16 protein-coding genes and 1 pseudogene are annotated in these 19,225 nt (G+C 69.5%); 9 read left to right on the top strand and 8 right to left on the bottom strand.

Going from position 1 to position 19,225, the window contains the following annotated elements:
* Positions 1 to 4: 4 nt before the first annotated feature.
* The 5 genes and pseudogenes from pdeM to KF745_13065 form a co-directional block, all read right to left on the bottom strand.
* A complete protein-coding gene (gene pdeM, locus KF745_13085) occupies positions 5 to 673 on the bottom strand; it encodes a ligase-associated DNA damage response endonuclease PdeM (protein MBX3359347.1) in 669 nt (222 codons plus the stop codon).
* On the bottom strand, positions 651 to 3,329 hold the full coding sequence (locus tag KF745_13080; protein ID MBX3359346.1) for a ligase-associated DNA damage response DEXH box helicase: 2,679 nt from the start codon (positions 3,327 to 3,329) through the stop codon (positions 651 to 653). Before KF745_13080 ends, pdeM begins: the two co-directional genes overlap by 23 nt.
* A gap of 21 nt (positions 3,330 to 3,350) precedes the next feature.
* Positions 3,351 to 4,223, bottom strand: coding sequence for a phosphatidylcholine/phosphatidylserine synthase (locus KF745_13075; protein ID MBX3359345.1), 873 nt, complete (start codon positions 4,221 to 4,223; stop codon positions 3,351 to 3,353).
* Positions 4,220 to 5,077, bottom strand: a complete 858-nt coding sequence (locus KF745_13070; protein MBX3359344.1) for a phosphatidylserine decarboxylase — start codon at positions 5,075 to 5,077, stop codon at positions 4,220 to 4,222. The genes KF745_13075 and KF745_13070 overlap by 4 nt, the downstream gene beginning before the upstream one ends.
* A gap of 1,200 nt (positions 5,078 to 6,277) precedes the next feature.
* Positions 6,278 to 6,406 (bottom strand): annotated as a pseudogene (locus KF745_13065) (prepilin-type N-terminal cleavage/methylation domain-containing protein).
* Positions 6,407 to 6,537: 131 nt separating this feature from the next.
* On the opposite strand from KF745_13065, the gene KF745_13060 reads away from it, so the two are divergent.
* Positions 6,538 to 7,227 (top strand): metal-dependent transcriptional regulator, encoded by a 690-nt coding sequence (locus KF745_13060; protein MBX3359343.1) that lies wholly within the window; start codon positions 6,538 to 6,540, stop codon positions 7,225 to 7,227.
* 101 nt (positions 7,228 to 7,328) lie between these two features.
* On the opposite strand, the gene KF745_13055 is transcribed toward KF745_13060, so the two are convergent.
* A complete protein-coding gene (locus tag KF745_13055) occupies positions 7,329 to 8,033 on the bottom strand; it encodes a hypothetical protein (GenBank protein ID MBX3359342.1) in 705 nt (234 codons plus the stop codon).
* Positions 8,034 to 8,055: 22 nt separating this feature from the next.
* On the opposite strand from KF745_13055, the gene KF745_13050 reads away from it, so the two are divergent.
* Positions 8,056 to 8,289: a hypothetical protein gene (locus KF745_13050; GenBank protein ID MBX3359341.1), complete on the top strand. Its 234-nt coding sequence runs from the start codon at positions 8,056 to 8,058 to the stop codon at positions 8,287 to 8,289.
* Between the two features lie 49 nt (positions 8,290 to 8,338).
* Here the strand turns inward: KF745_13050 and prfB are convergent, their stop codons facing one another.
* A complete protein-coding gene (gene prfB, locus KF745_13045; protein MBX3359340.1) occupies positions 8,339 to 9,376 on the bottom strand; it encodes a peptide chain release factor 2 in 1,038 nt (345 codons plus the stop codon).
* A 299-nt stretch (positions 9,377 to 9,675) separates the two neighbouring features.
* Between prfB and KF745_13040 the strand changes: the two genes are divergently transcribed.
* Genes KF745_13040 through KF745_13020 form a run of 5 tightly spaced genes read left to right on the top strand, consistent with a single transcriptional unit; the run spans position 9,676 to position 13,403 of the window.
* Positions 9,676 to 10,977, top strand: coding sequence for a hypothetical protein (locus KF745_13040; GenBank protein ID MBX3359339.1), 1,302 nt, complete (start codon positions 9,676 to 9,678; stop codon positions 10,975 to 10,977).
* A 53-nt stretch (positions 10,978 to 11,030) separates the two neighbouring features.
* Positions 11,031 to 11,705: a sigma-70 family RNA polymerase sigma factor gene (locus KF745_13035; GenBank protein MBX3359338.1), complete on the top strand. Its 675-nt coding sequence runs from the start codon at positions 11,031 to 11,033 to the stop codon at positions 11,703 to 11,705.
* Complete coding sequence (locus KF745_13030) at positions 11,702 to 12,256, top strand: hypothetical protein (GenBank protein MBX3359337.1); 555 nt, start codon at positions 11,702 to 11,704, stop codon at positions 12,254 to 12,256. Before KF745_13035 ends, KF745_13030 begins: the two co-directional genes overlap by 4 nt.
* A 35-nt stretch (positions 12,257 to 12,291) precedes the next feature.
* Positions 12,292 to 12,636 carry a hypothetical protein gene (locus KF745_13025; protein ID MBX3359336.1) on the top strand — a complete coding sequence of 115 codons (345 nt, stop codon included), beginning with the start codon at positions 12,292 to 12,294 and terminating at the stop codon, positions 12,634 to 12,636.
* On the top strand, positions 12,633 to 13,403 hold the full coding sequence (locus tag KF745_13020; GenBank protein ID MBX3359335.1) for an SDR family oxidoreductase: 771 nt from the start codon (positions 12,633 to 12,635) through the stop codon (positions 13,401 to 13,403). The genes KF745_13025 and KF745_13020 overlap by 4 nt, the downstream gene beginning before the upstream one ends.
* Positions 13,404 to 13,418: 15 nt before the next feature.
* On the opposite strand, the gene KF745_13015 is transcribed toward KF745_13020, so the two are convergent.
* A complete protein-coding gene (locus tag KF745_13015; GenBank protein MBX3359334.1) occupies positions 13,419 to 14,486 on the bottom strand; it encodes a tetratricopeptide repeat protein in 1,068 nt (355 codons plus the stop codon).
* A 363-nt stretch (positions 14,487 to 14,849) separates the two neighbouring features.
* Here KF745_13015 and KF745_13010 point away from each other — a divergent pair, with 363 nt between their 5' ends.
* Both KF745_13010 and KF745_13005 read left to right on the top strand, forming a co-directional pair.
* A complete protein-coding gene (locus tag KF745_13010) occupies positions 14,850 to 18,158 on the top strand; it encodes a valine--tRNA ligase (protein ID MBX3359333.1) in 3,309 nt (1,102 codons plus the stop codon).
* Complete coding sequence (locus tag KF745_13005; protein ID MBX3359332.1) at positions 18,155 to 19,219, top strand: DUF1570 domain-containing protein; 1,065 nt, start codon at positions 18,155 to 18,157, stop codon at positions 19,217 to 19,219. The genes KF745_13010 and KF745_13005 overlap by 4 nt, the downstream gene beginning before the upstream one ends.
* Positions 19,220 to 19,225: the final 6 nt, after the last annotated feature.

Raw genomic sequence — 19,225 nt, 5'->3', positions numbered from 1 at the left:
GCGATCATGCGAGCGAGGCGGCGAGGGGGTACGGGGCCTCGGTGACGCAGTCGGGGCCGATCAGGAGGGTCCGCTCGCCGGGACGGGGGGTGATGACCTTCCCGCCGGTGAACGCGCCGAAGGCGGGGAGGGTGAGCATGGCGGGGGTGAGGTGGAAGCAACGGACCCGCATCGAAGCGCGGCCGGAACCGCCGTGGAGCGTCACGACGGGGTGGACGTGGCCGCAGAGGACGAAGGCGTGGCCGGATGCGGGATGGTGGCGGAGTTCGAAGGGTCCCTCTCGCACACCCTCGTCGACGCAGGTGATGGCGAGATCGGCGGGCGGATCGCCGGCCCGCTGGTCGTGGTTGCCGCGGACGAGGGTGACTTTGACGCCGACGAGACGGGAGCGCCAGGCCGCGAGCGCCGAGAGCGTGGCGGCGGTGCGGCCGTCGCGGGCGTGGAGCATGTCGCCCAGGATGATGACGCGGCGGGCGGCGGCTGACTCGACGGCGATCGCGAGGCGGTCGAGGTCGGATGCGGTCGCCGCTTCGGGGACCGGCACTCCCGCGGCGCGGAACGAGGCGGGCTTTCCCAGGTGCAGGTCGGCGACGATGAGCGTGTGCTCGCGTGCCCACCAGAGCGCCCGGGAGGGGAGCGCTTCGAGGGTCTCACCGGCGGCTTGGAACAGCACGTCTCCCTCCCTTCGGGCGCGCGGGGCGCTTTCGCGGGCTCTTGGGCCCGATCATTGGTCGGGCGTCGCCGCGGGTTGCGGCGGCCTGCTCTTCGAGGCGGAGAGCCATCTTGGCGATGCGGGCGGTCCAGCTCTCGCTGGTGACGTGCGTGGCCCGGAGGCTCTCGGCCCAGAGCGGGAAGGAGAAGGGCGTCAGGTCGCGCGGGTGGACGATGACGAGCCGCTGGCGCGCGATGCGTTCGAGCGTCTCGCAGAGGCGGCGGATCTCGAGCTGGCTCTCCAGCACCTCGCGCCGGGCCTGGTCGAGGAGGAGGTTCGCCGGGTCGAACTCGCTGAGGACCTCGAAGAACATCTCGCTGGAGGCCTGGAGTTGGCGGGAGGGCCTTGGGCTTCCGGGCATTCCCTGGTTGACCAGGCCGGCGATACGGGCGATCTCGCGGAACTGGCGGCGTGCGAGCTCGGTCGAGTTGAGGCAGGCGAGGAGGTCGTCGAGCATGCCGTCGGTGGTGAGGATGTCGCGCCACTGGGCCTCGCCGAGATCCTCGCCATCGGGGGAGAGCAGCTCGATGCCGTAGTCGGTGCAGACGGCGGAGACGGATCGGGGCCGGAGCCGGGTGAGGCGGTACGAGAGGAGGGCGCCGAGGCCCTCGTGCACGAGGCGGCCCTCGAAGGGGAAGATGAACCAGTGGCGGCCATCGCGGGTGGTGATGTCCTCGATGAGCACGTCGTCGGGGCCGGGGATGACGCTCCAGCGGGACTGGAGTTCGAGCACGGGGCGGACGGCGAGCATGTCGTCGTCGGTGTATTCGCCGCGCCGGGCCTCGTCGAGCCGGCGGCGGACGCCCTCGGCGAGCTGGGTGGAGAGTGGCATGCGGCCGCCGTTCCAGCGGGGGACGGCGCCGCCGCGGGATCGGGCCGGTGTGGCGTAGGCGGTCATCTCGCGCACGCGCAGCAGTTCGAGGACGCGCCCCGCGAAGACGAAGCGGTCGCCGACCTGGAGACGCGTGATGAACGACTCCTCGATGGTTCCCAGCGTGCGACCGGAGCGGAACTTCACGAGCATGGACTGCTCGCCGACGATGGTGCCGATGTTGAGGCGGTGCCGGCGGGCGATGCGGTCGCCGGCGACGGCAAGCCGGGGGCCGAGGCCGCGCTCGGGGGCGATGCGGGCGTACTCGGGGTAGGCGTGGAGGGCGGCACCCCCGCCGCGGACAAAGTCCATGGCCCAGGTCCACTGCCCGTCGGAGAGGTCGGCGAAAGCGGCCGTGTCGCGGACCTCGCGTGCGAGGTCGGCCTCGAGGAAACCCCCGCCCGCGGCGATGGTGACCAGGTGCTGCACGAGCACGTCCATAGCCCTCGCCACCGGGATACGGGACTCGACGCGCGCGGCGGCGACGGCCTCTCTCGCGGCGGAGAACTCGACGAGTTCCATCGCGTTAGTCGGGACGCCGAGGATTCGGCTCGCGACGCCGGGTCGGTGGCCGCTTCGGCCGGCGCGCTGGATGAGGCGGGCGATGCCCTTGGGGCTGCCGACCTGGATGACCTGGGCGACGGGGGAGAAGTCAACCCCGAGATCGAGGCTGGAGGTGCAGACAACGCAGCGGAGGCCGGGACCGGCGCGGGCGGCCCCGCCGGTCTTGAGGAGGTCCTCGACCTTCGAGCGGAGTTTCTTGTCCAGCGAGCCGTGGTGGATGGCGACGGTGCCGAGCCAGTCGGGGCGGGCGCGGAAGATGGCGCCGAACCAGATCTCGGCCTGGGCGCGGGTGTTGGTGAACAGCAGCGTCGAACCGCCGCCGTCGGCGAAGGTTCGTTCGATGGCGTCGAGGACCTGATCGAGGGACTTGAGGCCCATGTGGCCGGACCAGGGGAAGCGGTCGATGTTGGCGGGCCGGATGGTGTCGACCTGAACCGCCTTGGGCACGATTCCGCGGACGATCCTGGGGGCGACCGCGGCGGGGCCGAGGAGGACGCGGGCGGCCTGCTCGGTGTTGCCCAGGGTCGCGGAGAGGCCCCAGGTGCGGAGCGGGTACGGATGGTCGGCGGACCAGGCGCGGAGGCGGGCGAGGGCGAGTTCGGTCTGGACGCCGCGCTTGGTGCCGATCAGTTCGTGCCACTCATCGACAACGACGCAGCGGAGGGAGCGCATGGCCTCGCGCGTCTCGGGGAACGAGAGGAGCAGGCTGAGGCTTTCGGGGGTGGTGACGAGGGCGGTGGGGAGCCGCTCTCGCTGCTTCTTCTTGAGGGTGGCGGGCGTGTCGCCGGTACGCTGCTCGATGGTCCAGTTGAGGCCGAGTTCGCGGCAGGGTTCGAGCAGCGAGGCCGTCGTGTCGCCCGCGAGGGCTCGCATCGGCGTGAGCCAGAGGAGGCGGAAGGGTTCGGCGGCCTGACGGGCAAGGGCGCGGCGCCGGGCGCTGGGGTTCGCGGGCGCGGCCCTGTGCGGCTCGCGGAGTGCCTCGGTGTGGAGCGCCTCGATCATGGGGCCGAGGCAGACCGAGAGGGTCTTGCCGACTCCGGTAGGAGCGTGGACAAGGCCGCTGGCGCCGTCGAGGTAGGCGCTCCAGCACTCGCGCTGGAAATCGAACGGGGTCCAGCCGCGACGGGAGAAGAAGTCGGCGACGGCCGTTGGGAGCGCGGGGGCCTCGGCGTGATGGGGCATCGCCACGGTCATGGGCGTTGGTCATTCGGCGCGGCGCAGCTCGAGGCCGCGGGGGGCGCTGTGCTGGGAGGTGTCGCCGGATGTGGTCGCGAGGGCGGAGGCGGCGGCGTGGTCGGCGCGGCGGTGCTCGCGGTAGCGCCAGACGCTCAGGGGAAGGGTGAGGAGGTAGCCGCCGCAGATGAGCGTGGCGGTGAGCCACGGATCGCGGGAGGCGAGGACGACGAGCAGGCCGATGACGACCATGAGGGGGACGACGAAGCGGCGCTCGATGCGGGCCTTCTTGAACGAGAACATGGGGAGACGGCTGATCATCAGCCCGGCGACCACGAAGGTGAAGACCACGACGGACCACTCGGGCCAGCGGGTGTTCTTCAGCAGGCGGGACTGCTCGACCAGCATCGGGAGCAGGACGCAGCCCGCCGCGGCGGGGGTGGGCATGCCGACGAAGAACTTGTTGGTCCACGCTGGGGCGTGCTCATCGGGATCGACCCGCGGCCGCTGGACGGCGGCGGTAAAGCGGGCGAGCCGGAGGGCGGCGCAGAGGGCGAAGGTCATGACGGCGGCGAGGCCGATCGCGTCGGTGCGGGCGAGCATCCACTGGTGGAGGAGCAGCGCGGGGGCGACGCCGAAGGCGAGGAAGTCGGAGAGCGAGTCGAGGACCGCGCCGAAGGGGCTGGTGGCCCGGAGCAGGCGGGCGGCGCGGCCGTCGAGGGCGTCGAAGATCGCGGCGACGGCGACGGCGGAGAGGGCGCGGTCCCAATCGGACTTGAGGGCGAAGTGGATCGCCGCGAGGCCGGAGCAGAGGGCGATGACGGTGAGGAGGTTGGGGATGAGGCGGCGGACGGGGATATCGCGCTTGCGGGAGGGGTAGCCGATGAAGACGTCGGTTTTCATCGAGCGGCCTCCTTGGGGGCGTCCGCGGCGGGGGCGTCGGTAAAGGGGGGCAGGGGCAGGACGGCGAAGATCGTCTCACCGGCGACCGAGGGGTCGCCCTTCTTGACCATCGGCAGGATCCCCTCGGGAAGGTAGACATCCACGCGGGAACCGAAGCGGATGAGGCCGAATCGTTGGCCGGCGGCGAGTGATTCGCCCTCCTTCACACGGCAGACGATCCGGCGGGCGATGAGCCCCGCAATCTGCACACACGCCACCCCCCCCTCCCCCCTTCCCCCCCCATGGCCAGCCTCGCCGGACCTCCCGCCGTTCCCCGCCGCGTCCGGGCGTGCGGAGAGGAACGAGGAGCGTGGCTCGATCCAGAGGGCGCAGCGCTCGTTGAACTCGCTGGCCTTGTCGAGGGAGGCGTTGAAGAACTTGCCGGGGCGGTAGGAGATCTTCCTGACGGTGCCGGCGATCGGGGCGCGGTTGACGTGGACGTTGAAGACGTTCATGAAGACGCTGATGCGCGTCATGCGCGTGGCGATGTGGGCGGGGACGCCGAGTTCGGGCGGGGGTGAGGCGGGGCCGACGGCGCAGATGACCCCGTCGGCGGGGGAGATGATGGCGCGAGGATCGGTGGGAAGTCGCCGCGGCGGGTCGCGGAAGAACCAGATGCACCAGACGGTGAGGGCGAGGGAAGCCGCGACGGGGATGGAGCCCCAAGGGCCGAGGAAGCGGACGGCGAGGATGTTGAGGATGATGGAGCCGATGGCGAAGGCGGCGACGATGGGCCAGCCCTCGCGGGCGATGATGGGGGCGGGAAGGTCGGCGAGGATGTCGGGAGAGGGAGGATTCGTGGATGGGGCGTGCATCAGGGAAGGATAGGGGAGGGGCGAGAAGAGGGGGACGGGGCGCGGGGTAGTGGCGGAATTCTGCGGCGCGGAGGCGTGAAAGGAGCCGCCACCCAGATTCTGAATGGCAGGGCGCGACCGAGCCGCGCGGGCTCTGGCGCGTGGCGGACGTGCCGAGGCTGTCGCCGCGAGCCATGACGGCGGCTCTTCACCGATGAGGCGTCGGTGTCGGGCGAGCCTGGGGACCGATCAGTCCGACTTCGCGTGCGGGGATTCGCCGTTGGGTCGCGAAGTAAGCGACGGCGCCGACTGTCCCCAGCACCAGCAGCGTGCAGGCGATGCAGCGGAACCGGGATCGTCCGGACACACTCCATCGCGTTTGCGGTGTGACGGGACGAGACGCACCCAGCCGCGGAGCGCCCGCGATGTCGATGCCATCCAGCAGCAACGGTTTGGCCGGCGAGGTTGACCTCCTCATCGGATGCTCCACATGTTGCTGTCCGGGCTCTTGTACGTGTCCTCGAACTGCATGAATGAGACGTGTGCGTCGCAGAACGAGTAGTACCCGCCCTTGCCGTAGCGACCTCGCCCGTTTTCGGCGATGTCCGGCTTGCGGCCCTCGATCTGCTGGGCCCACTCCGTCGCGCCCGGTTCGCCGGGGAAGAGCTCCGCCGGGGGCGCGGCCTTTCCCCGCCGCCAGTAGTACCGATCGGACGGGTCGGTGCTGTCAGACCATGGGTCGAAGCACATGTCGAAGAACTCGCTGGACCAGAAGGGATGGTCCGGACTGCCGAGGGGGAGCGGCTCGGGGACCGGCACTTGAACGACATCGCTCCAGCGGCTGTGGCGGAGCGCGGCGTAGACGCACGAACTGGGGCGCTGAATGTCCTGCTGCCTTGCTCCAATGCCGGTGATGAGACCGTTGTCGCTGAACGAGCCCCACATCGCCGGCACGGCGCGATCGGTATCGGCGGGGTCGTACCAGACGTTGCGCTTGCTGTGCTCGCGGCCCCCATCATCCACACCGCCCTGCATCCCGCCGATGTACTCGTTGAGCGCGTTCTGGTAGCCCTGGATGTCCCAGAAGTTGATGGTCTCGGGGATGCCTCCGGGGGGGGGCTCCATGGTGCGGGGGAAGCGTTCTTTGTTGTCGTCACAGTACATGACAGCGGCCATGGCGATCTGCCGCATGTTGCTCATGCAGACCGCGCCCTGGCCGGCCCGGCGCGCGGCCCCAAGGGATGGAAGCAGGGTGCCGATCAACAGGGCGATGATGGCGATGACCACCAGCAACTCGATGAGGGTAAAGCCGGAGCTGCGGCGGACGGCGAGCCGAAAGCGGGCGGGCATGGCGGAGTCTCCTCGTGGGCGGGGGAGCCCGGCAATGTTTGATTACTCAAACTATAGTGATTGACTGATCGAAGTCAAGCCGATTACTCTTTCAACCACGGCCCTACACTCGGAGCGGGAGCGACCCGCCCATGGCCACCGAGACCGTCGAGAACTACCTGAAAGCCATTTACACGCTCTGCCGCGAATCGCCCACCGGCGAGGCGGGTATGACGCGGGTGGCTGCGATCGTGGGGGTCACCACGGGCACCGCGACGACGATGATCAAGAGGCTGGCGGCGGCGAAGCTGGCCCGGTACGAGCGGTTCGGCGGCGTGAAACTGACGGCCAAGGGCGAGGTCGCAGCGCTCGACATCCTGCGGCGGCACCGGATCGTCGAGACCTTCCTTGTCGAGACGCTCAAGCTCGACTGGTCGCAGGTCCACGCGGAGGCGGAACGGCTCGAGCACGCCATCTCGCCCGTGGTGCTGGCGGCGCTCGATGCGCACCTCGGCCACCCCTCCGTGGACCCGCATGGCGATCCCATTCCCAGCGCCGAAGGCCAGGTCCCCGAGCCACGGGGCGCCTTGCTGTCGTCATTCGGCGAGGGAGCACGGGTTCGCGTGTCGCGCATTGCCGACCAGGAGGCTGCGTTCCTGAAGTTCATTGCCAGCCACGGGCTCCGTCCCGGCGCCACGGTGTCGGTGCTCTCGGTCGACGCGTCGGCGGAGACGATGACCATTCGTGCCGATACCAGGCCGGCGGTTGCCCTTGCGATGGCGGCGGCCACGAAGGTGGTGTGTCAAGCCGTGAGAAAACAGGCTGGACCGCGCGATATCTAGGGCACCCACGCGGTTGCCATGGTGACCAGGAAGCCGATCAGCATGACACTCGCAAAGAGGGCCACACTGGATTTGGCTCGTCGCACCATGAAGCAGCGCTGCTAGGAATGAGACTGCACATATTCCGGGCAGGGAGCGCCGCGGGAGAGGCCGGTGAGGTCGTAGCGGCAGGTCGGACAGCAACCGGCGCGGCGGCGATACCAGCGGTGCGCGGCCGCGGGGCTCCAGAGGAGGAGAGCGGCGAGCGTGGACCAGACGATCAGGTTGCCGATCAGGCCGGGCCAGATGGGGGAGAATGGGACGGTCCAGTGGGTGGTTCCATGGAGACGGAACACCCAGGCGCCCTGGTGTTCGAGGGTGTAGTCCCCTATCCAGAGACCAGCCGACTTAGCGCAGCGCCACGGCAGCCCTGTTGCATCGATCGTGTAGAACGGCGGGACTTGGCCGTCAACAGAACGCATCGGGGGCGTCGCGGCCCATCGAGGTAGATGGGTCATCGGGAGTTTGCGCGGCATGGCGGCGAGGAAGCCGACATGGTTCGATCCAACGTCAAACAGGGCAAAGGGAGGGAACTCGCTGTGGGCAGTCCACCAGCCTGAGTCGATGCTCCCGACGCAGATGCCGCGAGCATCGATGAACTCGGACTCCACGTCGGGCCACCACTGTCTCCGCGGCGTGGCCCGCAGACCGTCGATGATGCCGGGGGCCCACGCGGTGGTGAGGGTGGCGATGGCGCCGAGGAGGAGGGAGACGGCCGCGAGCGTCGCCTGCGAACGAGTCGGGCATCGCCTGCTTCCCTGGCGCATGAGAAGTTATGATACAGGCACCATGGACGACACGGAACGGCTGAAAGCGGCGATGACGGCCTTCAAGAAGAGGCTGAAACTGACGAGGCTCGATGATGAGTCGAAGCTCGGCGGGGGAAGGCCGACGACCGGGGGGAAGAAGTCGGGCGTGGTGGGGATCGTGCCGCCGCGGGAGTTTCCGAAGGAGGTGTGGGAGGAGTTGACGCGGCAGGGGAAGATCAAGGACATGGGGAGCGGGTTCTACGGGTTGCCGTAGGGGCAGCGCGGGGTGCGCCGGGGCTCGCTCCTGATCCTGCCGGGCGGACTTACTTTCGCGCGGTCATGGCGGCCTGGGCCTTCTCCTTGCGGCGGCGCTGGAGTTCGGCGTCGACAAAGCCCTCGATCTCGCCGCGGAGGACTCGCTCGTAGTCGGACATTTCGTAGCCGGTGCGGTGGTCCTTGACGCGGTTGTCGTAGAAGACGTAGGAGCGGATCTGGGTGCCCCAGCCGCGCTCGACGGCGCCGCCGGTGGCAGCGGCGATCTCGCGCTCGCGGCGCTCTTCCTCGATCTGCTCGAGCTTGGCGCGGAGGACGGACATGGCCTGCTTGCGGTTCTGGGGCTGGTCGCGGTAGGTGCTGGCGACGACCATGATGCCGGTGGGCTTGTGGACGAGGCGGATGGCGGTGGCGACCTTGTTGACGTTCTGGCCGCCGGGCCCGGAGGCGCGGACGAAGGGGGTGATCTCGAGGTCCTTCTCGGGGATTTCGAGGTCGGTCTCCTCGAACTCGGGGGTGACGTCGACGGTGGCGAAGGAGGTCTGCCGCTTGCCCTGGGCGTTGAAGGGGGAGACGCGGGCGAGGCGGTGGGTGCCGCGCTCGCAGGAGAGGTAGCCGAAGGCGAACTGGCCCTTGACGTGGAAGGTGACGGAATCGAGGCCGACCTCGGAGCCGAAGGACTTCTCGACCTCCTCGAGTTGCCAGCCCATCTTCTCGCAGTAGTAGATGTACATGCGGTGGAGCATCTCGCACCAGTCGTTGGCCTCGGTGCCGCCGTCGCCTGCGGAGATGGTGAGGAAGCAGTTGCGGAAGTCGTGCTTGCCGGAGAGGAGGGACTGGAGTTCGACCTTGGCCATCCGAGAGACGAGGGAGTGGAGCTGCTCGTCGGCTTCCTGGAGGAGGTCCTTGTCGCCGCCGGCCTCCCTGGACATCTGGTAGGCGACGCGGGCGTCCTCGAAATCGGCGATGACCTTGGTGAGGGGGTCGAGCTGGGCCTTGAGGCCCTTCATGTCGCCGACGACCTTGCGGGCGCGGTCGGGGGCGTCCCAGAAGTTGGGATCAGCCATCTGGCGTTCGAGTTCGGCGATCGTCTGCTTCTTGGTGTCGAAGTTAAAGAGAGTCGCGGATCGTCAAGATCCGCGCCTCGAGATCATCGATGACGGGCTGGTGGGCGTCGAAATGCATGGCGGTCAAGGCTCCGCGTTCCCCTCCCCAGCCGCGGGCTCTGGCCCGGGCTTTCTTCGCCCTCTCGCCAACGCGGCGGGGGCGCTTTGGTCGCAACTCTAGCCTGACGCGGCGAGCAAAACCGTGAGAATCGAGGCGGCGAGCGCCACACCGGCACGTCGGCGGCGTTGTCCTGGTATTCGGGGGCGGCCAAGGAGGCTTCATGATGGGCGGCACAGTGGCGGCGTTCGCGCGGTACGGGGTGATCGGGGTGGCGGCCGGGGTGCTGAGTGCGATGTGGCCTGCGCCGGCGGCGGCGCAGCAGGGTCAGCCGGCGCGGGGTGGGAACGCCAACCGGGTGGAGCCGGCGACTCGTGCGGCGGAGATGGTGATCTCGCTGAAGTTCCCCGGGGGGACGCTGTCGGAGTATGTGAAGGCGATCCAGGCGGCGGCACCGGGGAACGTGAACATCATGGTGTCGTCGGATGCGGCGAGCATGATGGTGCCGCCGACGGAGATGAAGGGAGTGGCGGTGTCGTCGGCGCTGGAGGTGCTGCCGATGATGGCGAGAGCGGAAGGACGAACCGCGTACGTGCAGACGGTCGGGGATGTGGTGGCGGGAACGGGGGTGTATTCGGTCGCATCGAAACCCAACTTCATTCCGCAGCCAATGCCGCAGAGCCCGTTCCCAGCGCCAGGGCCTGAGACGGCGGTCTTCTCGGTGCGGGAACTCACGAATCCGGTGATGGACCGGGGTGCCGGACCCGGTGTTCCGATCGAATCGGTGCTGACGGCGATCGATGCGGCGGCGCAGCTGGCCGGCGCCGAGGCCGAGCAGCCGCAAATCCGCTATCACAAGGACTCGGGCGTGCTGATCGTGCGGGCCCTCCCGCAGCAACTGACGACGATCAAGAGCATCCTCCAGACGATGCAGGGGGACATCGTGGATCGCCGGGTCGCGGCGATGACCGCGGCGGAGCGCCAGCGGGATCGGGCGAAGGCGGTGGCCGCGGCGCAGCGGGCGCTGGAGCGAGCAATGGACGACATCCGGCGGTCGGAAGGAGAGTTCGCGCGAGCACGCGAGGCCGCGAACGAGTTCGCCAAGCGGGTGGAGGCGGGCGTGGCCCCCACGGATGAACTGACGCAGGCCCGGGCGCTCGTGCAGCGCCGGCTCGACACGCTGGAGTCGGCTCGGCTGAAGATGCGGCAAGCGGAGGCGGAACTGGAGGATGTCACCGCGGTGGCCGCGGCGGAGCGGGAGAGCCTGGGGGTGCAGGTGATGGTTTATGATGTGGAGGACATGATGGCGGCGATGCCCGAGTTGGTCGCCGCGTGCCAGGCGGTGGTGGCTCACGGAGATGCCGTGAACGCCGAGCAACGGGAGATCATCGTGCGGGCGGCGCCGGGTGAGCAGGCGGCGGTGTCGCGGGTGCTGACGGCGATCCGGCGCGTGAAAGGGAACGACCCGAATCTCCCTGAGGTCAATGGGCGGGAGGTAACCAAGAAGGACCAGCAGCCCCAGTGACGTCGCTCGCCGAAAGGACGGCCACCGCACGAACGCTCCTGACCGGGAGTCGCATGCCGGGTCCGCACGCCGAGATGACCAACCGCGACGGCAAAGCCGTCCGAGCGCCGGGGGAGACACCGGGGCGGGCGGCGCCGTCGCGCGCGGTGGCCGCGGGCGGGAACGCCGGGACGGGCGCGGACGACGGATCGTGGCGGGGCGTCGCACGTGGGGAGGCGGAGGCGATCGAGCGTTTGTATGAGGAGTGGTTCGATCGGGCGTATGCGATGTCGCGGCGGCTGACGGGGAGAGACGAGGCGTTCTGCCTGGACGTGGTGCACGATGCGTTTGTCAGGGTGATCGGGGCCCGCAGGGTGATCGGGCGGATCGCATCAAAGGAGGAACTGGACCGGTGGATGTCGCGGGTGGTGCGGACGGCGGCGCTGGACCGGTTGCGGGGGGAATCGCGGAGGCGGGCGAGGGAGGCGGGGCGATCGGCGGCGGACCAGCCGCGGGTCGCGGCGGAGGACGAGTTGAACGAGTCGCGGGAGGCGTTGGAGCAGTGGATCAACGCGGTGTTTGGAGGACTTGATGAAGGGGATCGGGAGTTGCTGTCGCTGCGGTTCGGCCGAGGGCAGACGCTGGAGCGGGCGGCCGCGGTGCTGGGCGTGACGAAGGGAGCGGCGCACGGGCGGATCCGGCGGGTGTTGGCGCGGCTGAGGGTCGCTGCGCAGGAGTGGTGGTCATGAACGGGCACGACTGGATGAGGATCGGGGACGGTGGCGAGACGCTCTCGCGCGAAGGAGCGGCGCGGAAGCGGGAGATCCTGGCCGATGTGCAGCGGCGGGCGGCGCGGGCACAGGCAAGGACGAGGACGGTTCGACGAGCGGTGGGCATCGGGGCCGGGGTCGCGGTGCTTGGAGTCGTCGTCGGGGTTGCGTGGCGGGTGTGGCCGGACGGGGGAGTGGGGACAAGGGGGGCGCAGGTGAACGTCGCGGTGGAGAAGCCGGGCGGCACGAGGGTCGTTCGCGAAAACGAGACGGCGCCGGCCGAGCGACCACCGGGGGTGGCGGCGCTGTCGCACATCAATGTCGTGGTGGTCGAGACGGATCCGTCGATCGTGGCCCGCTACAGCGCGGCGGCGACGGAGCATTCCGCGGCGACCTGGATCGGTGATGACGAGTTGCTGGACCTGCTGGCGCGGGCGGGGCGGCCGGCGGGGATGATCAGGAGCGAAGGGCGGACGATGCTGGTGAGTTCGACGGCGATGGGGACACGCTCGCCCGGCACGGGTGGGTGACTTGGTGCGCCGCTGGCGTGTTGTATAGTGACCGCATGGCCGCGGGCGACTGGATACTGACGATCGTGGCGGCGGCGGACCCGGTCCGCCGGGACGCGAAACTGCTGGCAGGCACCCTGCTGGTGATCGTGGTGCTGCTGCTGGCGATCATCCTGCTGATCGTGCAGCGGGTGGTGCGGATGCGGATCATGCGGTCGAAGGGCGGCGGTCAGCCCGGGCCGCGGAGCGTGCACAACATCGATCCATGGTTCGAGGCCGGACGGAGGGCGAAGCCGATCGAGGTGCCGGGGGAGGACGAGGGGGAGCATGAACACGGGCTCGATGATGAGCCGGAGGATCCGCAGGGACCGCGCAACGGACGCGGCGGCGGTGTCGCATGAGCGGCGCTGATGGGACGGTGATGATCACGGGCGCTGCCCGCCGGGTGGGGCTCGCGACGGCGATGGCGTTCGCCTCGCGGGGGTGGCGGCTGGTGCTGACCTACCGGAGCAGCGGCGACGAGATCGACGAGGCGACGGCGCGACTGAAGGGGGCCGGGGCGGTCGGGATCGAGTGGCGCCGGCTGGACCTCGCGAGACCCGAGGAGGTAGAGCGATTCGCGGCGGGGTACGCCACGGACGACAGAGCGCCGCTGGATGTGCTGGTGCACAATGCGTCCGCGTACTCCCCCTCGCCGCTGGCGGAGATCACGCCGGCGCGGGCGGTGGAGGACTACACGGTCAACGCCCTCTCTCCGCTGCTGCTGACCAAGGGGCTCGCGGCAGCCCTGTCGAGGTCCGCCCGCGCGGGCGGGGGCGCGGTCGTGGCGATGTGCGATATCCATGCGCTCGGCGAGCACGGCCTGCCGCGGCGGGAGTTTGCGTCGTATGCGATGTCCAAGGCGGCGCTGGCGGAGATGGTGCGGTCGATGGCACGGGACCTGGCGCCTCGGGTGCGCGTCAACGGCGTCGCGCCGGGAGTGGTGGCGTTCCCGGAGAGCGGACACGAATCTGACAAGGCGATGCAGCAGGCGTACCTCAGCCGGGTGCCGCTGGGGAGAAGCGGGACGCCGGAGGATGCGGCGGAGGCGGTGCGGTGGCTGGCGATGGATGCGACGTACGTGACCGGGGAGATCCTGCGGCTCGACGGGGGGCGAAACCTGCTCTAGCCGCGGCGGCCGGGGCTACTCGAGATCGGCGAGGAGTTCCTTCGCATCGGCGTTGCCGAGGTCAGCGGCGGCCTGGGCGGATTCGCGGGCGTGCGGGAGGTCCTTGGCCCGCTGGAACCAGAGCGCGGCCTGGTAGTGCATCGCGCCGGCTTCGGGCCCGGTCGAGTCCGATGCGGCGGCGGAGAACATCCGGGCGGCCTCCGCGGGCTTGGAGAGCATGCCGTAGCACTCGGCGAGGAGGGCCATGACCTCGTCCTGGCGGCGCTGGGCGTCGTCGAGGGCGAGGAGGATCGTCGCGGCCTTCTGCGGGTCGTTCTGCCGCTTGATGATGCGGGCCTCGTTGAGGCGCCAGCGGAGGACTTCGGGCTGGAGTTCGCGGGCCTTCTGCGTGTTCTGCAGGGCGATGGTGAGCTTGTCGTCCTTCATGTAGATCTCGCCGAGCGTGCCCCACGCCTCGGCCCGGCCGGGCTGCATCTGGACGACCATGAGGAGGTTCTTCGCCGCGGCGGTGGGCTCTTCGCGCTTGAGCTGGATCATGGCGAGGTAGAGGGAGTAATCGGGGATGCGAGGATCGAGGCGCTGGGCCATCGAGTAGTGGTCCTCGGCGCGGTCGAGGCGGCCGGCCTTGTTGGCGATGGTGCCGGCGATGAAGTGGAGCTTGGCGTTGGGCTGGCCCATGCCGGTCGCGCGGTCGTACTGGGCAAAGGACTCGGAGAACTTGTTCTGGGCCATCAGCGCCTCGCCGTAGGCGACGCGGAGCTCCTGGTCGTTGGGGTTGGCCTCGACGGTGCGGGCGAGCAGGGCGGCGGCCTTGTCGTACTCGCGGGAGGACATGGCCTGGCGGGCGGCGGCGAGCGTCTCCTCGATCTGCTTGGCGCCGGCGGCGCCGGCGAGCCCGGAGCCGGCCGCGGCGGCCTCGGCGGGGGACTGGGGCGAGGCGAGGGTCTTGATGATGACGACCAGGCCCGCCGCGAGGGCGATGACCAGGACGACCATGAGCAGGCCGCCGAGTCGGCGCCCCCCGGGAGCGCGGCGGGAGGCTGAGGCCGAGGAGGCGGTCGAAGAGGCGGGATGGTCCGTCATCGATGGGGGTCTCCGAGGCGGGGATCGGGGTGCAGGGAGGGCCTTGGGCCGTGTCTTGCCGCGGGGGTCGCGCGGGCGAGAGTCCCTACACTTCGGATCTGGCCGGGTCCTTCCGGTCAGCGAACGAACTGTATCGGCCGGGCGGAGAGACGCAGCGCACTCCCGCCCGCCAAATCCCCCCTGTGCCCCGGCGGGCGAGGTGCGGCTTTCGCACTGCCAAACCCGCGAGATGTGAAGCCACCGATGCCCTCTTCACCCCCACCACCACCCACCCCTCCCCCCACCCACCATCCAGCGCCCCCACCGCACGTGGGGCGCCAATCCCGGCCCGCCGCGGCGGCGTCCGTTGACAACGGCGGCCCGGTGAGCGGGAACGAGGCGGGGGCCGGGCTGCCGAAGCAGTACCGGCCGGCGGAGACCGAGCCGCGAATCCGCGAGTTGTGGGAAGGGTCGGGCGCGTTCCATGCGGATCCGCAGCGCGTGGCGGGGGGCACGGCGAAGCCGTACAGCATCATCATCCCGCCGCCGAACGTGACGGCGGCGCTGCACCTCGGGCACGCGCTGAACAACACGATCCAGGACATCCTGGTGCGGGCGCACCGGATGATGGGGTTCGAGACGCTGTGGATGCCGGGGACGGACCACGCGGGCATCGCGACGCAGGCGGTGGTTGAGCGGCGGGTGTTCAAGGAGGAGGGAAAGCGGCGGACGGAGTTCTCCCGCGATGAGTTCGTCGCGAAGATCCAGGCGTTCAAGGACGAGTACGAGGCGGTCATCACCGGGCAACTCAAGGCGATGGGGTGCTCGTGCGACTGGGACCGGCAGCGGTTCACGATGGATGAGCAGTGCGCCCGGGCGGTGCGGGAGGCGTTCTTCCGGCTCTTCAAGGACGGGCTCATCTACCGCGGCAAGCGGCTGGTGAACTGGGACCCGGTGCTGCAGACGGCCGTGGCGGACGACGAGTGCTACGAGGAGGAGGTGCAGGGGGCGTTCTACTACCTGCGATACCCGCTCGTGCACGCGAGCGCGGTGAGGAATGAGAAGGAAGACCCGCAGCCGGTGACTTGGAATGAGCTGGCACGCCGGGGGTATCCGGGCGCGGACGAGCACCCGGGGGAGGAGCAGGCGTGGGTGACGGTCGCGACGACGCGGCCGGAGACGTACCTGGGGGACACCGCGGTGGGCGTGAACCCGCACGATCCGCGGGCGAAATCGCTGCGCGGGCTGTTCGTGGAGCTGCCGCTGGTGGGGCGGATCATCCCGATCATCGAAGATGATTACGTGGTGCTCCCCGAGTCGATGGCGCGGACGGATGAGGAGCGGAACGACCCGAAGGCGAAGATGGCGACGGGCTTCCTGAAGGTGACGCCGGCGCACGATCCCAACGACTACGAACTGGGGCAGCGGCACAAGGCGGAGATCGAAGCCGCGGGAATCGCGGTGATGATCAACGTGATGGCGCCCGATGGGTCGATCAGCGACAAGCACGGATGGTCGGATGTGGGCGATGCGCACATCTTCGTGGGGAAGACTCGCGAGCAGGCGCGGAAGGATGTGGTGCACGCGTTCTCGGATCGGGGGCTGCTGGAGGGCACCAGGCCGCACGCGCACAGCGTGAAGCACTCGGACCGGAGCAAGGCGATCGTCGAGCCGTACCTGAGCGACCAGTGGTACGTGCGGGTGACGCACCCGCGCATGGCGCAGGCCGCGAATGCGGCGCTGGTGAGCGAGCAGCGGACGGCTCACCCCGGCAGGGGTGCCCCCGGTGGGCCGGAGAGCCGGCCCACCGCAGAGGCCGGCCCTGGTGCGGACGGCGATGAGGCGATGCGGTTCTACCCGGCTCGGTATGCCAAGACATACGAGAACTGGCACGACAACATCCGGGATTGGTGCATCTCGCGGCAGTTGTGGTGGGGGCACAGGATTCCGGTGTGGCGCATTAGGCTGAGTACCGCCGGATTCGAATCCCCTTTGGATCCGGCATCTCACGTGACCGAATTGACCCAGCGGGCTTCGGCATGGGCAGGGACGCTTGATCAGATTGCTGCAACCGTCGGCTTGGCTGGTCATTTCTGCACTCGCAGCGAAGCGTCCGTTTGCGGACTTCAGACTATTGAGGGTGATCCACCAGAGCAGATGTTCGTGGCAGCCCTTTCTACCGAGGCTAGCGACCTCCTTAGTTTTATAATCAAGTATTCAGTATCCAATCACGATCAGAAGTCGCTTGCACTACTCCGTGACAATTACGGGGAGGACGCGTCCAGCCTAGCGAGCGGACTGGATTCCTCCATCGTGATCGGTGCAGAGCAAGACCCCGACGTCCTCGACACCTGGTTCTCCTCCGCCCTCTGGCCGCTCTCCACCATGGGCTGGCCGGAGGAGACGCCGCTGCTCAGCGCGTACAACCCCTCCAGCGTCCTCTGCACCGCCCGCGAGATCATCACCCTCTGGGTCTCGCGCATGGTGATGTTCAACCGCTACTTCCGCGGCGGCGCTGTGCCGTTCAACGACGTCTTCATCCACGCCATGATCCAGGACGGCGACGGCCGCAAGATGTCCAAGTCGCTGGGCAACGGCGTCGATCCGCTCGACATCATCGAGTCCCACGGCGCCGATGCGATGCGCTTCACGCTCTGCCACATGACCACGCAGACGCAGGACGTCCGCATGCCCGTGTCGAAGGACCCGGCGACCGGCAAGAACACCTCCCCGAAGTTCGACCTCGGCCGCAACTTCGCCAACAAACTGTGGAACGCCGCGCGCTTCGCGATGGGAATGCTCGGGAGCGGCGGAGCCGCGGCCGCCGACCACAGCGCTGGCGTCGCGCCCGCTTCGCTCTCGCTTGCCGACCGCTGGATCCTCTCCCGCCTGGCGACCGCCACCCGCGACATCGAGTCGGCCCTCCGCAACTACCAGTTCAGCGACTACGCGCAGAGTGTCTACGACCTGCTGTGGCGCGACTTCTGCGACTGGTACCTGGAGGCGATCAAGCCCACCATCGCCGCCGATGCCGGGCAACGGGCCGCACTCCGGGCGACGCTCGATTCGATCATCCGCCTCCTGCACCCGGTGATGCCCTTCATCACCGAGGCGATCCACGAACGGCTCCGGGAGGTCCCGCGATCGCCTGTCGCCGGCGTGACGCTCGAATCCGCCGACCTGCTCTGCTCCAGTTCCTGGCCGGTGGTCGACGCCTCTCTGATCGACGATAAAGCCGTCCAGCGATTCGAACGCGTGCGGGCGCTGGTCGAAGAGATCAACAAGATCCGCGCCCAGCACAAGGTGCACGAGAAGCGGAAGATCTCCCTGCACCCCCCCCAAGCCCTGCTCGCCGAACTCGCGGCGGACATCGACCTGGTCCGGACCCTCGGCAAGGTCGACCTCGTGACGGCGGAGACGCCCGCCGGGCCCGCCGTCGCGTTCCGCTTCGAGGCCTTTGAGATCCAGGCCAGCAGCCTCGCGGAGGCCGTCGACGCCTCGGCGGAGAAGGAACGCCTCGAGCGGATCATCGCGGACTCCACGAAGAAGATCGCCACTTTCGACGGCCGGCTCAACAACCCCGGCTACCTCGCCAAGGCGCCGCCGAAACTCGTCGACGAGACCAAGGCCCAGCGGGCCGCGGCGGTGGAGGAGTTGGAGGCCGCGAGGGCGGCCCTGGGGCGGCTTGGGTGAAACTGGCAGCGGCGGGCATCATCGTGGCTCTGGTCGCCGCCGCGGGGTGCGCCCCGCGCTCTGATTCGGCGGACCGGGTCGCCGCCGCGGAAGCCCCCGCGACGCCGGCACGCCGTGGCCCGGTCGTCGAGAACGTCGAGGCGTGGTCGTACGCGGGCAAGCCCGGGCGCGTCGTGACCACGCAGAACTACCGCCTGTACAGCACGATGACGGATCAGGCGACGCTCTCACGCCTGCCCGAGTTCCTCGAAGCGGCGCTGGAGCAGTACCGCCTCGGGATCGCCCGCCTGCCCGCGCCGCCGCTCGTGGGCCCGCAGCGGCTCGAGACGTTCGTGCTCGCGACGCGTTCGCAGTGGGAAACGCTCACGCGGCAACTGCTGGGCGACGGCTCGGGCGTCTACCTCTCCATTCCACGCGGGGGCTACGCCTGGGGCGGCAAGTCGGTGTTGTACGACATCGGCGCCGGCGGCACGTTCACGATCGCCGCGCACGAGGGCTGGCACCAGTACACCCAGCGGACGTTCAAGGACCCGCTGCCCGCCTGGCTGGAGGAGGGGGTCGCGACGTTCATGGAGGGCCACCGCTGGAGCGGGGCCACCCCGGTCTTCCTCGGCTGGGCGAACCTCGAGCGATTCGACCAGCTCCGCGACGCCGCCGCGACGGGCTCGCTCCTCTCGCTCGAAGACCTGCTGGCCGGGACTCCGCAAGGGATGATCATGGGCGCGAGCACCGCTTCGGACGGCGCGCTGACGTGGTACGCCCAGGCCTGGGCGCTCGTGCACTACCTGCGCGAGGGCGACAGGGGGACCCACGCCCCGGCGCTGAACCGCCTGCTGAGCGATGCGGCGGAGGGGCGGCTGCGTCCACGTCTGGCGATGGAGTTGGGACCGGAGGCGGCGGGGCGGGTGCTCTCCGCCCGTCGGGGCCGGGGGATCTTCGAGGTCTACTTCGGGCGCGACCTCGAACGGGTCTCCCAGGGGTACGACCAGTTCGTTGCGGATGTGGTGCGGACCGGCTCGCGCCAGGCCGTCGCGGAGGGCCGGAACCCCCTGTCTCCGTGATCAAAC

This window comes from Phycisphaeraceae bacterium (assembly GCA_019636655.1).
GTDB lineage: Bacteria > Planctomycetota > Phycisphaerae > Phycisphaerales > UBA1924 > JAHBXB01.
This window is presented reverse-complemented; position numbering and strand designations above follow the sequence as displayed.

Coding starts and splice junctions, on each gene's coding strand:
- KF745_13015 (MBX3359334.1), bottom strand. CDS start 14,486: ATGACGGACCATCCCGCCTCTTCGACCGCCTCCTCGGCCTCAGCCTCC.
- KF745_13030 (MBX3359337.1), top strand. CDS start 11,702: ATGAACGGGCACGACTGGATGAGGATCGGGGACGGTGGCGAGACGCTC.
- KF745_13055 (MBX3359342.1), bottom strand. CDS start 8,033: ATGCGCCAGGGAAGCAGGCGATGCCCGACTCGTTCGCAGGCGACGCTC.
- KF745_13025 (MBX3359336.1), top strand. CDS start 12,292: ATGGCCGCGGGCGACTGGATACTGACGATCGTGGCGGCGGCGGACCCG.
- KF745_13060 (MBX3359343.1), top strand. CDS start 6,538: ATGGCCACCGAGACCGTCGAGAACTACCTGAAAGCCATTTACACGCTC.
- KF745_13070 (MBX3359344.1), bottom strand. CDS start 5,077: ATGCACGCCCCATCCACGAATCCTCCCTCTCCCGACATCCTCGCCGAC.
- KF745_13075 (MBX3359345.1), bottom strand. CDS start 4,223: ATGAAAACCGACGTCTTCATCGGCTACCCCTCCCGCAAGCGCGATATC.
- KF745_13020 (MBX3359335.1), top strand. CDS start 12,633: ATGAGCGGCGCTGATGGGACGGTGATGATCACGGGCGCTGCCCGCCGG.
- KF745_13080 (MBX3359346.1), bottom strand. CDS start 3,329: ATGCCCCATCACGCCGAGGCCCCCGCGCTCCCAACGGCCGTCGCCGAC.
- KF745_13050 (MBX3359341.1), top strand. CDS start 8,056: ATGGACGACACGGAACGGCTGAAAGCGGCGATGACGGCCTTCAAGAAG.
- KF745_13040 (MBX3359339.1), top strand. CDS start 9,676: ATGATGGGCGGCACAGTGGCGGCGTTCGCGCGGTACGGGGTGATCGGG.
- KF745_13035 (MBX3359338.1), top strand. CDS start 11,031: ATGCCGGGTCCGCACGCCGAGATGACCAACCGCGACGGCAAAGCCGTC.